Raw genomic sequence first — 13,743 nt, 5'->3', positions numbered from 1 at the left:
CAATTCCGAAGCCTGTACAGAATATCATGATCCAAGGCGGCCTCGGTCGCCTTGATCCGGCGCAAGACGCGCTTGAGTGGCGGATGCACATCGTACTTCCGCAGCGTGAGCGGGTCACATAGTCGTGAGCGGAGCCGGGATTTCGTGACTTCGCCCACCGCCTGTCCTACGTCGGAGGCATGAAGAGGTTCGGGGCCATTGTTCTTTTGCTGGTGGCGTTCGTTTCGCCTGCCAAGGCGCAGCAGACGACTGCGGTGGAGGAACTGCTGGAGAAGCTCGCGGATCGCGACGATCTTCAAGCCTTGAAGACCGTCATCGTCGCCCAGGACGGTGCCGTGATCGCCGAGGAAGGCTATCGCGGGCATTCGCCTTCGGAAACGACGAATATCAAATCGGCATCGAAATCAATCGTCTCCGCGCTTGTTGGAATCGCGATCGACAGGGGCCTTCTCGAAGGGCCCGAGCAGAAGATCGCTCCGCTGCTGAAAGCAGAACTGCCGTCGACGACAGACCCACGTATCAACGAGATCACCATCGGCAACTTGCTGTCGATGCAGGCTGGGCTTGGGCGATTGTCGGGCCCGAACTACGGACGCTGGGTATCGAGCCGCAATTGGGTTCGTTTTGCGCTGGCGCAGCCCTTCGACGACGAGCCGGGAGGGCGGATGCTCTACTCTACCGCTTCGACTCACCTGCTTTCGGCAATCCTTACGAAGGCCAGCGGCAAGTCCACGCTGGAGCTTGCAAGCGATTGGCTCGCTCCCGTCGAAGGATTTCGCATCGACGCCTGGACACGCGATCCGCAGGGGATCTATCTCGGCGGAAACGAGATGGCGATGAGCGCGCGTTCGCTGCTTGCCTTCGGCGAACTCTATCGGAATCGCGGCCGAACTGCGGATGGGCGTGAGGTCGTTCCAGAGGAATGGGTCGATCTTTCCTGGCAGCACCATACCAATTCGCGCTTTTCCGGCGATTCCTATGGATATGGCTGGTTTACCCGGCAGATCGGCGGCGAACCGGTGCATTTTGCCTGGGGGTACGGCGGCCAGATGCTGTACATCGTCCCGTCGTTGAATCTCACCGTGGTAATGACTTCGGAGCAGGACGGACCGTCTGCGCGCACCGGCTACCGTGATGCGCTGCACGCACTCCTCGCCGATATCATCGACACACTGCGCAAGGACTGATCGCCTCGGAGGCGGCATGCGGCGCCACGATCGGTGTACTGCATGTTTCCTCAAGTCCTAGCCAGTTCCAGGACAAATCCATGCAGCAATCCAAAGTGCTATAGCGACCTTTGCAGACGCGTGAGCGCTATAGGCGCGGCGCCGGCGTGGCGGAGTTATGCCGTCGGCTGTTTCGTCTTCCTGAGATAGGGAAGAACGGTCTCGAAGGAGCCGAAACGCTGGACGGCGTCCTCATTGGACACCGCGGCGGTGATGATCACGTCCTCGCCTTGCTTCCAGTTTGCAGGCGTTGCCACCTGGTGCTTGGCGGTGAGCTGGATCGAGTCGATCGCCCGCAGGATCTCGTTGAAATTGCGGCCGGTCGTCATCGGATAGGTGAGCATCAGCTTGATCTTCTTGTCCGGTCCGATGACGTAGACCGAACGGACGGTGGCGTTGTCCGCCGGGGTTCGGCCTTCGGAGGTGTCGCCGGCGCCGGCCGGCAGCATGTCGTAGAGCTTGGCCACCTTGAGATCGCGGTCGCCGATCAGCGGATACTCGACGTCGAACCCGGTCGCGAGCTTGATGTCGCTCTTCCACTTGGAATGGCTATCGACCGGATCGACGGATATACCGATGATCTTGACGCCGCGCTTGCGGAATTCGTCTTCGATCCCGGCCATTGCGCCGAGCTCGGTGGTGCAGACGGGCGTGAAGTTCTTCGGGTGGGAGAACAGGACCGCCCAGCCGTCACCAACCCATTCGTGGAAGTTGATCGTGCCGTGCGTTGTCTCAGCGGTGAAATCGGGGGCGGTGTCGTTGATGCGCAGGCCCATGGTGTGCTCCTTTCGTATCGGAGGGATGCGCAAAGAATAGCGCAAACAACAGAGTTTTCGAGCAGAAACGGGTCACCGAAACGACAAAGGCGAATCCCGCGTCGAATCGATCCTGGGAAACTCCTGATGAGCGGCGGTGTCTTCAGCATTGCGTTGACACGTCACTCGCGCTGCCGCATAGAAGAGCCACTCCGAGGGGAGCGCCGTGCGGCGCTGAGACGGCGGTCAGCCGGACCCTTGAACCTGATCCGGGTCATGCCGGCGTAGGAACGGAAGAGGGTCGCTGCATCCCAGGCACGTCTTCGCCTCACTTGGATCTTCGTGATGATTCTCGGGAGATCGATCGACGATGCCTGCACACCGCGTTCCGCCAATTGCGTTGACCATCGCCGGCTCGGATTCGGGCGGCGGCGCTGGAATCCAGGCTGATCTCAAGACCTTCTCGGCGCTCGGTGTCTACGGCGCTAGCGTGATAACCGCGATCACTGCGCAGAACACCAGGGGCGTCACCGCGGTCGAGAACGTTTCGGCCGACATGGTCGCGGCACAGATCGATGCAGTCTTTTCGGACCTCGATGTGAGAGCGGTAAAGATCGGCATGGTGTCGCGCCGGGAGACAATCGCGACGATTGCCGAACGCTTGCGGCGCTTTGGCAGGCTTGCGGTCATCGACCCGGTCATGGTTGCAACCTCTGGCGACCGCCTGCTGCAGCAGGATGCCGCGTCGGCCCTGGTGGAGCAGCTGCTGCCGCTCGCGCTTGTCGTGACCCCGAATCTGCCGGAGGCGGCGCTGCTCAGCGGTCGACCGATTGCCGAGAATGAAACCGAGATGGCGCGGCAGGCCGAGGTGCTCCTGAAGACGGGGGCACGGTCGGTGCTGATCAAGGGAGGGCACCTGGAGAGCGGCGAGGCCACGGACCTCCTCCTCGACGGCCACACGCTGCTGCGCCTCCCTGCATCCCGTGTAAAGACGCTCAACGATCACGGCACCGGCTGCACGCTTTCCGCCGCCGTCGCCGCCGGCCTTGCCTTCGGGAAGCCGCTCGCCGAAGCGGCTCGCGCTGCCAAGGACTATTTGCACGGTGCCATTTGCGCTGCCGGGGAATTGCAGGTCGGTCAGGGGCGTGGGCCCGTTCACCACTTCCATCAGCTGTGGAGCCGATGACGCTACTGCATGTCTCCTTAGATTGACCTCGATTTAAGGATCAAGACATGCAGCACTTCCGCAACCGGGATAGGCAATCGCGGCCGAGCAGGGACCCGAGCTATTGTCTTGCCGCGGCCTCACGCAGCCGTATAGCGGCTCTCGGATATATCCTGCTCGACATAGTATTTGCCGTAACGGTTGCGGTATTTTTCCGCGCCGTCGAAGTCGCTGTATTTCTCCAGCTCTTTCATATCGGTCTTGTTGAGAATGACGCCAAGAACCTTGGCATCGATCTGCGGCTCGGAATTGAGGAGGTCGCGCACGAGCCTGGACGGCGTCTTTCCCCATTCCACGATGAAGAGCACGCCATCGGCGAGCGGTGCGAAGGCCTTGCCGTCGACAATCGGCGCAAGGGCGGCAAGATCAACCACGACATAGTCGAAGGAATTGCGGGCGTTCTCGACAAGCGCCGCCATGGCCGGCGAAGCGAGCAGTTCATTGCTTTGATGCCCGCTATCATTTCCAGTTCCGCCGCTTGCGGGCAGGATTGCGAGTTTCGAGCGCTGGTCGACTTTGATGCCGGCGGGCCACGTGGCCACGCCGGTCAGGATCTCCACCAGGCCGGTGCGCGGGGCGGGCGTGATCATCTGGGCGAGGCCCGGTTTGCGGATATCGGCATCGATCAGCAGAGTTCGCTTGCCACTTGCGGCGAGAAGCGCCGCGAAGTTTGCCGCCACAACCGACTTGCCCTCATCCGGCAAGGCGGAAGCGACGGCGATCACCCGGCTTTCGTTCGCGGGCAGCATGTGGTCGCAGGCCAGTTTGGCGTTCCTGAAGGTTTCCGCGAATGCCGATCGTGGCGCGTCGAGGACGATGCGTGAAAGCCGCTGGAATGGAATTGTGTCATCAACCCGGTGCTGCGGCTGTCGGTCGGAAGCGAAGCGCGCCCGCAACAGTTGTGCCGTCTTCTTCGGCCGCGAACCGATCAGCGGCAGGTAACCCAGCGAACGGTGGCCAAGGGCCGATCTCACATCGCCTTCCAGACGGAACGTCCTTTCACGGAATTCGAGAAATGCGGCATAGGCGCCACCGACTATCAGGCCTAGCACGGCCGATAATGCCAGGGTCATGGTCTTCTTCGGGCTCGACGGTCCAACGGGGACCCCGGCCTCGGATATGACGCGGGCCTTGGCGATGGGGAAGGAGCGTTGCTGCGTCGCCTGCTCGTAGCGGCCGAGATAGGATTCATAGAGCGCCTTCAGCGCCGCGGCCTTCTGCTCCATGGCACGCAATTGCACGAGTGAACTGCTGGCGTCCGAATTTTTCCCGGCAATACCCTCGATGCTCTGGCGCAGCGATGCCTCCCGCGAGCGGGCGACTTCATACTCGTTCCTGTAACTTGCCGTGAGCTGCGACAGTTCCTGAAAGATCTGCCGAGCGATATCCTCTTGTTCGGAGCGCAGCGAGACCGCCTGGGGATGGTCATCGCCGAAATTCTGCGCAACCTCCCGCTCGCGCTTGCCAATGGCGATGTAGCGCGTGCGGAGCTCCCGTATCACGGAATTGTCGCCCTCCTTGGGGGAAATCGTGGCATTCTTGACGGCGCCTTCCGGCCCCTGATCGATGATCGACTTGTACTGGTTGTAGCGCGCCGATGCGCTGGCTGTATCCGCTTGCGCAACGATCAACTGGCTGTTGAGGTCCGCGAGTTGCTGCTCCGACATCAGTTCGCCGCGGGCGGCCGTCAGGCCACTTTCGCTGCGAAACCGTTCGACTTCGAGCGCTGCTGCCTGCGAACGCTGCCTGAGGTCATCGAGGCGCTCCTGCAGCCACACCGTGGCCCGCTCCGTCGCCTCGAAATTCGCGTTCAACTGATCCGTTAGATAGGCTTCGGCATAAGCCCGCGTCACCGTCGCGGCCAGTTGCGGATCGCTGACGCGGTAGGATAGTGCCACGACCGAGCTGCGAGCCACGCGCTCCACATAAAGTCCCTGCTGAAGAAGTGCGGCGGCCTTCAGTCGCCGGCCCCTGCGCTGCACTTCCTCGGAAGCTGCCCGTCCGCTTGTAAAGAGACCGCTGACCGACTGCAGCCACCCCTTGACGATCGCCACCGGCGACTGCGGTGGATTGAGGATCGTCTCGTTCTCCGAAAGGTTCAGAGCGTCTACGACACGCAGCGCGAGTTCGCCGGACTTCAGGATCTCGACGGCGCTGGCAATCTGATTGTCCAGCAACTGACTGTTGGTGGGTGTAGGTTCTTCCTCGGCGTATTTCGACAGATTGTCGTCGAGGAGGATGCTGGTCATGGCCGTGTAGATGGGCGTGGCAAATAGGAGGTAGGCGACACCCAACACGATAAAGACTGCGACGAAGGCGGCCACCAATCGTGCCCGGCGAACGATAGCAGCGAATAGCCGATCGAGATCGATGAAGCCGTCCGCCTGCTCTTCTCGGGGCACTATGCTCAATGGGACGCCTCTCTGTTTCATTGGGGCCGCTCTGTTCATCTTGATCTCCGGTCTTTCCGGTGGCCGGGACCGGCCACCGGAAGTGTTTTCTTATGCCGCTCGGATACGGCTTTCGTGAGACAGCATGATTTCGCGAACAGATTGGAACACGATATCTCCGATATCGGCCCGGGCAAGTGCAAAGGTGACATTGGCCTCAATGAAGCCCTGCTTGGATCCGCAATCGAAGGTGCGACCCTCGTAGGGATGGGCATGGAAGGCTTGTATTTCCGATAGTTTGAGCATGCCGTCGGTCAGCTGGATCTCATTGCCGGCACCGCGCGATTGATGCGCCAGGATGGAGAAGATTTCCGGCTGCAGGATGTAGCGGCCGTTGAGATAGTAGTTGGACGGAGCCTTGCCCATTGCCGGTTTTTCGACCATTTCGGTGACGGCGAAGCCGTTCCGGACCGTTTTCCCCTTGCCGACGATGCCGTACTGCGAGGCATCTTCCGGCGCACATTGTTCGACGCCGACGATATTGCTTCCGACCTCACCGTAGAGCTCCATGAGTCCAGCCAGGCAGCCGCGCGCGCCAAAGGAAACCATGTCCGGCAGCAGCAGCGCGAATGGTTCGTCGCCGATCAGATCGCGAGCGCACCACACCGCATGGCCGAGACCTAGCGGCGCCTGCTGGCGGGTGAAGCTGACCGAGCCGGCCGCCGGCAGCATGGCTTCGAGTTCGGAAATCTGGGCCGTCTTGCCTGCACGCGAGAGCGATGAGATGAGCTCCGGCGTGTCGTCGAAGTGGTCCTCAATCGCCTGCTTGTTTCGGCTGGTCACAAAAACGATGTGCTCGATTCCGGCCTGACGCGCCTCGTCGACGGCATATTGCACCACGGGGCGGTCGACGATCGTCAACATCTCCTTTGGCACAGCCTTTGTAGCCGGAAGAAATCTCGTGCCGTTTCCAGCAACGGGGATTACTGCTTTCCTGACGGTCCTGATACGGTCCATGGTATCATCCTTTGCTTGTATGTGGATCTTTGCCCAAGGGGGATCGTTCAGCCGCCTCCATCATGGAGGCGGAGTTTGTCGGCGGCGCCAATAGGCGGCGCAACCGGGCCGCGATCGGCATCCGTAGATGACGAAGCGCAAACGGGTCGGCGAGCGCAGTCTTCAGCGCTCCGGCCAGTGATCTGTTTTTCAGGTGCTCGACGAGCATGAGGAACGAGCGCGCTTGTTGAAAGCCGCGTCGACGCTTGCTCTGCATCCTGTGCGACAGCGGATCGAGGGTATAACGAGCCAAGAATCTGTCGTCGGCCGCGACCATCGCGTCGATATGCTCGAGCCGCAATACGCGCGAGATCGAACCCTCACGAATATGATAGATGTAACCGGCCAAAGGCTCGACGGCGCATCGCCCGCCGCATGCGAGCGCCGAGGCGAGCAGGAGGTAATCCTCGCCGATCCTCAGTTCCTCATCGAAGCGAAGACCATGCGCCTCGATGAAACGGCGTTCGAAGACCGGCTTCATGTAGCCGAAATTGTGCTCGGAGCGGAAAATCTCATTTGATTCGATAAAGACTGCAAGGGTCAGTTCATGCAGCGCGGCAAGCGCCGCTTCGGAGAACATCCGCGTGCTTTTGCCGCCGCGGGAGAGGACGTCGAGATTGTCGACGACGATCTGCGCCTGGGCGGTCTCGGCGCGGTCGATCATCCGTTTCAGGCGGTCCGGTGTTACGGTGTCGTCAGAGTCGAGAATGGCAATCCACTTGCCGCGCGCCGCTGCAAGGCCCGCGTTGCGTGCGCCGCCCGGGCCGCGGTTTTGCTCGAGTGCGATAAGGCGTACCCTCGGATCCCGGATCGCGGCGACAAGGGTTGCGGTCGCATCCGCGGAACAATCGTCGATGACGACGACCTCCACGGCAACTCCGACCTGGGCGAGGGCGCTCTCGATCGCGCGCATGATCGTGTCGGCAGCATTGTAGGCTGCAATCACGAAGGTCACGTCGGGAGTGATCTGGCCTTTCGTCTCGCTCATTGCGAGGGTGCCTCCCTCACTCCGTACTGCTCGATAGCCTCGTGCCCGAGCAGGCCGCTTACGACTCCGGCATGGAGGAACCCGCGTAGCGCGAAACGGTGGCGCGGCACGGGCGCAGGGAACGTAAGCGCCGTTGCGACCGCACAGTATCCGCATTTCGCCGCGGCGAGCGCCACGCTCGAGGCCCAGGCGAGGCCCCTGGCATTCTCGGCAAGCAGCCTCCCGTGAGTCTGCCCGGAGCGGAAGCGCCGTTTCGCCAGCCAGGAGAGGGAGGCGCGGCCTTCCGGTACCGGCTCGTGCAACCAGGCTTTCGGCGCGAAGGCGATCCTGCCGCCGGCGCGGTGCATGCCTGTGAAGAAGTCCGTGTCCTCGCCGCCGCTTTTGCCGAGTGCGAGCTTGAATCGGCGGCCCGCGAGCGACGGGGCGCTGCGCTTGAGAAGGGCATTGCAGGTATAGCCCGTGCGGATTTCTCCCTGGACCCAGACAGGCAATGTCGAATGGAAATCGCCGCGCCGCATCCAGCCCGGCGCCAATGGGCCATAATGCGCCCTGACGGGCCCGAGAACGGCATCGGCCCCGCTGGACTGCGCCATCTCGAGAAGCCTCACAAGCCAGTCCGCCGAAGCCGTTTCGTCGTCGTCGATGAAGGCGAGGAAATCGCCGGTGCTGTTGTCCAGGCAGGCGTTGCGGGCGATCGAGATGTTCGATGAGGGGCAATGAAGATAGATGATCTCGAAGGGAATCGTAGGCCGCAGTTCTTCGACCAGAGCCCGCGCGCTCGGTGTCGAATCGTTGTCGGCGACGATGATACGCAGGGTCGCGCCGTCTGGCACGGCCATGGCTGCGAGCGAGCGTAACGTCTCGGCGAGTTCAGGCCGGCGAAACGTGCACACGCCGATATCGATCCGGAGGCTGTCGCTCATCGCATCGCCCGCTTGCGGAAAGCGAGGAGCTCCCGCCAGAAGCCGGCGGACCACGCAAGATGCATGATCATGGCGGAAACCGCTGCGAGGGGCCCGTAGGGATTTCGCTGTCCGAGCGCGATCCAGACCCCGTAACTAAGGCAAGCGGCTGTCCATACGCCGAAGGGGATGATGGCGGTCCAGTCAACGATCGCGAGAAGGGCGCCTAAAGCGACGGGCGCTACCGCCAGCGGCAGCATCTGCCGCAGCCCGGGCATTGCACGGTGCTTCAGGAAGTTCTTCGCCCGGCCGCGGCCATAGGCGAAATATTGACGGAAGAGCGATCCGATCCTGGTGCGCGGGTAATAGACCATGCTCGTCCTGTCGGTCATCCAGATGCGAAACCCGGCCCGCCGCAAACGATAGTCGAATTCCGCATCCTCATTATGGCTGAATGCTTCGTCATAGCCGCCGATCGCCTCGAAGGCGGCAATGCGCATCAGCGCGTGGTGCCCGTGATCGACCCATTCGCCGGCCGCGCCCGTCCGGTGTTTGGAGCCGCCATTGCCGAGCTTGGAATTCTGGGCGACGGCGGTGGCCTTCTGGAAAGTGCTGAGACCAACGGTTTCCATCGCGACGACGACGGAATCGGCCCCCGTCGCGACCGCTTCATCGACGAGGGTTTCGCAATAGCCATCAGGATAGCTGGCGTGCGCATCGATGCGGATCAGAAAATCGAAGCCGGAGCCGAACTCGGCAACGACCTGGTTAACGGCGGCGCTCTGTATGCGTTTGGGATTGTCAAGGAAGAGCACGCGTTCATCCTCCGCGGCGAGGCGGCGTGCAATCTCCCGCGTGCCGTCCGTGCTGCCACCGTCGGCGATGACGATTTTCGCGTGCAGCGGCTCCAGCGACGGACGCATTTTTTCGACGAGCGCCTCTATATGCGCGGCCTCATTGAGGCACGGCACAACGATCAAACTCGACTTGGTTGTGGAACGGTGCATGGTCATAGCATCCCACTTTGCTTGTGTCGCGGCTCCGAAAGAGCCGCGGCCGGTGCGAATCCGTGCGCTTCGCGGGTAAGCGCCGCGAACCGGCGTACGAGCGCCTCGCAATCGGTGCGGTTGAAAATCCAGGTTGATACGTGGCATTGGCCGATACGCTCGGCGGCGTCGGCGAAGCGGTCCGGCGTCATTGCGCCGATGAGAGCGGCGAGGCTGTCGGCACTGGCCTCCTCGAGCACGAGTCCGACGTCGCGCATCGAGAGGAATCGTGCAGTCTCGGTGCCCTTCATAGCGATTGGCACTCGTCCATAGCGGCAGCCTTCATAAAGACGATTTGGCAGCAGCCAGGCGGAGTTCTGACCTTCTTCGAAGAAGTCGATTGCCCAGGTGAAATGGACGTCGCCGTAGATCTCGGGCAGGTCCTCGGGATTGCGATAGGCGCCCGCGAATCGCATGAACGGCTCATTGCGTACGAAACTCTCGAAATCCTCAAACTGGGAAGAAGCTGGTCTGCCGCGCAGCACGATCTCGAAGCGGCCCTCCATCTTCTTCGTAAATTCCGCAAGGAGGGAGAGCGATTTGCGGCAGCGTAGTGCGCCGAACCAGCCGATCTTCCAGGGCGGGCCGGGATCGGGGTACACGAAGCGCGGAGGCTCGCCTTCTGCTGCGCTTGTCGTGTCGAGCACCTTATTCTCGATCAATAGAGGCGGCGCCTGGAGGCCGGAAAGGGGACGGAAATAATGCTCGATAAAGGCTGGCGAACTGGTGATCAGCAGGCGTGCCTCACGACCAAGGTGGGCCTCGGCCTTGCGCAGGGCGCGCCCGATCCAGTCGCCGCGCAGCATGAGGCGGTGAATATCGAGGCACTCGTAAACGATCGGAACCTCACCGCCGAAAAGCGCTTCGGCCCGCCTTGCGACCGCGAGCATCTCCAGATTGCGAGCGATGATGACGTCCGGCTTTCTAACATGCCGGAGCTTACGTTTGAGCGACAGGCAGCTCCCGGCCACCGCGCCGATACGCTGAACAAAACGGCCGTCGGCGGTCTTGCCGAGTTCGACCGGCGCGATACCTTCGACAGCGGCGAGGGGATTGGTGCCGCGACGAAAGCCCGCGAGCGTGACATTGCCACCGCCAGCAACCAGAGCCAGTATCCTGCGCCTCACGGCCGGGTCTGCCAAGTCCTGTGCCAAATACAGTATCTGCAGCATGAAAACATCCGTTCCCGTGCTCAGCCCCAGCCGAGCGTAATCCAGTTCTTTGTGCAGTGCAACATTTAGTTGCGACCTTCCCTTCAACCGGTGATTTCAGCTTGCCGGTCAATCCTGGCGGCAAGCTACCGACTCGGCGAATTGGCACTCGTCGCCGGCGGCGGTAAAGGCAACGCGGTCGACCTCGAGTGTCGTCGGCTCCTTGTAGGCGAATGTGCCCATCCACTCGGTGAATTTCTCCGTTCCCCAAAGACTGAAGAATATCTTCTGGGCAAGTACGGGAATCTTGGCGGGATCACTGACCTCGTGCACCAGCTCGCCGTTGATATAGAAGCGAAGCCGGTCCTTCTCCCAGACGAAAGCGTAGTCGCTGAAGCCCTGGTTCGCGCCGCCCGGTACGTCGGCAAAGAACTCGTTTCCACCCTTGGCCGAGACGTATTGGTTGAGTTGCACTTTGGCAGTGTTCTTGCCGAGCACCTCGAAGTCGATTTCGTCATGCGGCTTCTTGTCGGTCGGTCCGATATAGGTGAAGAACGCCGAGTTCAACCCGGAGCCCTCCGCCGCCTTCATTCTTGCTTCGTACGTGCCGTAGCCGTAGCGCTTGCGCGTCCTCAGTTCGCCGCACACGAAGTCGCGATCCCCTTCCTTGCGTTTCTCGAATGTCAGCCGCAGAACGCCATCCACAACTTTCACCTGTTTCTTCGACCAGGTGCAGTTCTGATAGTCGCCGTTGTTCCATCCGTCTGAGACGTACCAGATCTTCCGGTCGAACTGATCAAAGTCGTCCATGAAAGAGGTGCCGTTCGCGCCTTCCTGCGCCACGGAGACTCCGCCGAGGCAAAGCGCTACGGTAAGAGCGAGGCAGTAGATGCGCCTGTAACGATTGGCTTTCATGGTCACGCTCCTTTCTGAGGCGAAGGGCAAATGCGCAGATCCTTGTGCGCGTCGCCGCTGCTTCGCCCTTTCGAATTGGACAGTGGGGAAATTCCCGCTGAAAGACTTGTTTGCTGGCCTGCCCATAAATGTGGTTGCAATAGTTGGAAGATCGGCGACATGCGTATCCGGTTGAGCCGCGACGAGACATTCGCTTCGGTTCACGATATTCGTCACTCCCAATTACGCAGTGCCGCCACAGCGGCCGTTTCGACTGAGCAGACTTGAGCCCGCGGCGCGTAAGCTAGTGCACTTGCAGAAAAAAAATATGGCAGCGTTGCGAAAAATGACGACCGTCATTTCCAGACGGCGAAGGGCGCGACGCTTCGCCGGTGCGCGCAAGGGCACCTCAGCTCCAGAATCCTTATATTGTAGGGTGCCGCAAGAGTGACGCCTGGCAAGAAGGCTGGGAGCAGTTCTGGCGAAGGTGGAGACGCTGGGCCGTTCTCAAGCGCTGTGCCTGGCGGGATTTGAGTCGCCCCCCATGCAAAATACGGCAACCTTTGGGCGGTCTCCCGCGGCAAAATTTCTCGCTGCACTATGCGCCCGGCCGAATCACTCGGGCAGTGCGCATGAATGATGGCGCTCGGCAACACTCTGCAGCAAATCGCCCCTAAATTGTTACTGGAAAATTCGATGGGCGATGGTCATAGTGGCCGCATACTTTAGTTATTTCAGTACCAGTGCCCGCCGTTCTACGGCGGGCTTTTGCTAGGGAGGAGCACGCATTCAATCCCTGCGGCTCATATGCCTTTCCGTATCTGGCCCTTTATTCGTTGCCGATCTTCGGTAGGGCTGCGGCTTAGAAGACGAACATATAGAGCAGAATGATCACGATCAGCGGGACACCCATCAACCAAAGAACAATGCCTTTCATCTCATAAATCCCAATTCGGTTGTTGCCATGCCTTGGTAACTCGGAGTGGCGAAAAGCGTTCCAACGTAGACGTGGGAGATAGGCCGACAGCTATTCCGCCTGCTCCGGCGGAGCTCCATCCAGGAGATAACGCAAGTCGCCCGCGCCGCCGAGGGCGACTGGCGCAGGGGACCGGAACCGGCGAAGATGCTCCGTCTTGTCGGCAAATATGCCCCCGAAGATTGCGGCGAGGGCATCGGGGCGGCACAGAGCATAGCCAAGCGCTGCCGCCAATCCCTTGCTGTTCTTGAGATCGAGGAAATGGCGCAACTCATAGCGGTCGCGTACATGGCGCTCATGCCGCCTCAGTGCCGCTTTGGCATTACTGTCCAATGGGGTTTCGGCTAGAATCGCTTGATCGGCTTCATAAAGGCGCCGCAGGTCGATCGTTCTATGGCTGCCGCTGAGAGAATCGCGCCGAACGACGGCGCCATAGCCGCAACTGTGGATGATCTTGTAGCGGGCGCCGCGCGCGAGCGCGCGCGCATAGAGGTCATAGTCCTCGCCAAGGCGCAAAGTTTCGTTGTAGCGGAGCCGATGCGTGTCGAGGAAGGACCGTCGCATCAGCGGTTTAAGGAAACCGATCTCGCCGCGGCGCAAGCCGCGTCGCGAGATATTGCCATCGACGAAGCCGACGAGATCCAGGAATCGGGGGCGGGGCGCAAACCGCCCAATTTTGTCGTAAGCGTCCGGCACACCTTCCGCGTCTATGAAGGCGATGTTGTCGGCGATGAAGTCCCATTCGGCCTGGGCAAGCAGTTGGCGGAAGCGGCCGGGGAAGAAGAAGTCGTCCGCGTCCAGAACTGCGACGAGCGGGGCCTTCGAGACTGCCATGGCGTGATTGCGGGCAGCGGCGGGGCCGCGGTTCTCCTCGAAGCATTCGACAATGAGGCGGCCCGTGCCGTCGTCGGCCGCGCGGGCGACGGCCGCGGTGTTGTCTGTGGAGCCGTCGTCGACGACGACGATTTCCGCGACTTCAGGTTCGGCGAGGGCCGAAGCGATTGCCCTGCCGATCGTTTCGGCGGCATTCTTGGCGGCAATGATAACGCAAACTCTTGTTGGTTCGGTCGCTGTCATTCAAGACCTCCGACATTATCGTGCAATGTGAACATGGCTTCTTTGTCGCTAAAATCG

At 61.1% G+C, this 13,743-nt stretch carries 11 protein-coding genes and 1 riboswitch; of the genes, 2 read left to right on the top strand and 9 right to left on the bottom strand.

Annotated features, from left to right (window positions below; all coding sequences use genetic code 11):
• Positions 1–179 precede the first annotated feature (179 nt).
• Entirely contained in the window at positions 180–1,187 is a 1,008-nt protein-coding gene (locus tag J2Z31_RS00215) for a serine hydrolase domain-containing protein (RefSeq protein WP_209599874.1), read from the top strand.
• A gap of 155 nt (positions 1,188–1,342) precedes the next feature.
• Here J2Z31_RS00215 and J2Z31_RS00210 read toward each other — a convergent pair whose 3' ends face one another.
• Positions 1,343–2,002, bottom strand: coding sequence for a peroxiredoxin (locus J2Z31_RS00210; RefSeq protein WP_209599873.1), 660 nt, complete (start codon positions 2,000–2,002; stop codon positions 1,343–1,345).
• Between the two features lie 184 nt (positions 2,003–2,186).
• A riboswitch (TPP riboswitch) is annotated at positions 2,187–2,289 on the top strand.
• Positions 2,290–2,351: 62 nt separating this feature from the next.
• Here J2Z31_RS00210 and thiD point away from each other — a divergent pair.
• Entirely contained in the window at positions 2,352–3,167 is an 816-nt protein-coding gene (gene thiD, locus J2Z31_RS00205; RefSeq protein ID WP_209599872.1) for a bifunctional hydroxymethylpyrimidine kinase/phosphomethylpyrimidine kinase, read from the top strand.
• Between the two features lie 119 nt (positions 3,168–3,286).
• Here the strand turns inward: thiD and J2Z31_RS00200 are convergent, their stop codons facing one another.
• The 8 genes from J2Z31_RS00200 to J2Z31_RS00165 form a co-directional block, all read right to left on the bottom strand.
• Positions 3,287–5,656: a polysaccharide biosynthesis tyrosine autokinase gene (locus tag J2Z31_RS00200; RefSeq protein WP_209599871.1), complete on the bottom strand. Its 2,370-nt coding sequence runs from the start codon at positions 5,654–5,656 to the stop codon at positions 3,287–3,289.
• Positions 5,657–5,707: 51 nt separating this feature from the next.
• Positions 5,708–6,613 (bottom strand): UTP--glucose-1-phosphate uridylyltransferase, encoded by a 906-nt coding sequence (locus tag J2Z31_RS00195; RefSeq protein WP_209599870.1) that lies wholly within the window; start codon positions 6,611–6,613, stop codon positions 5,708–5,710.
• A 4-nt stretch (positions 6,614–6,617) separates the two neighbouring features.
• On the bottom strand, positions 6,618–7,640 hold the full coding sequence (locus tag J2Z31_RS00190) for a glycosyltransferase family 2 protein (RefSeq protein ID WP_209599869.1): 1,023 nt from the start codon (positions 7,638–7,640) through the stop codon (positions 6,618–6,620).
• On the bottom strand, positions 7,637–8,563 hold the full coding sequence (locus J2Z31_RS00185; protein ID WP_209599868.1) for a glycosyltransferase family 2 protein: 927 nt from the start codon (positions 8,561–8,563) through the stop codon (positions 7,637–7,639). Before J2Z31_RS00185 ends, J2Z31_RS00190 begins: the two co-directional genes overlap by 4 nt.
• Positions 8,560–9,555 (bottom strand): glycosyltransferase family 2 protein, encoded by a 996-nt coding sequence (locus tag J2Z31_RS00180; protein ID WP_209599867.1) that lies wholly within the window; start codon positions 9,553–9,555, stop codon positions 8,560–8,562. The genes J2Z31_RS00185 and J2Z31_RS00180 overlap by 4 nt, the downstream gene beginning before the upstream one ends.
• On the bottom strand, positions 9,552–10,760 hold the full coding sequence (locus J2Z31_RS00175) for a glycosyltransferase family protein (protein WP_209599866.1): 1,209 nt from the start codon (positions 10,758–10,760) through the stop codon (positions 9,552–9,554). The genes J2Z31_RS00180 and J2Z31_RS00175 overlap by 4 nt, the downstream gene beginning before the upstream one ends.
• 108 nt (positions 10,761–10,868) lie before the next feature.
• Complete coding sequence (gene exoK / locus J2Z31_RS00170) at positions 10,869–11,654, bottom strand: endo-1,3-1,4-beta-glycanase ExoK (protein WP_209599865.1); 786 nt, start codon at positions 11,652–11,654, stop codon at positions 10,869–10,871.
• Between the two features lie 1,006 nt (positions 11,655–12,660).
• Positions 12,661–13,686 carry a glycosyltransferase family 2 protein gene (locus J2Z31_RS00165; protein WP_209599864.1) on the bottom strand — a complete coding sequence of 342 codons (1,026 nt, stop codon included), beginning with the start codon at positions 13,684–13,686 and terminating at the stop codon, positions 12,661–12,663.
• Positions 13,687–13,743: the final 57 nt, after the last annotated feature.

It is taken from the genome of Sinorhizobium kostiense, from assembly GCF_017874595.1.
GTDB classification, from domain to species: domain Bacteria; phylum Pseudomonadota; class Alphaproteobacteria; order Rhizobiales; family Rhizobiaceae; genus Sinorhizobium; species Sinorhizobium kostiense.
This window is presented reverse-complemented; position numbering and strand designations above follow the sequence as displayed.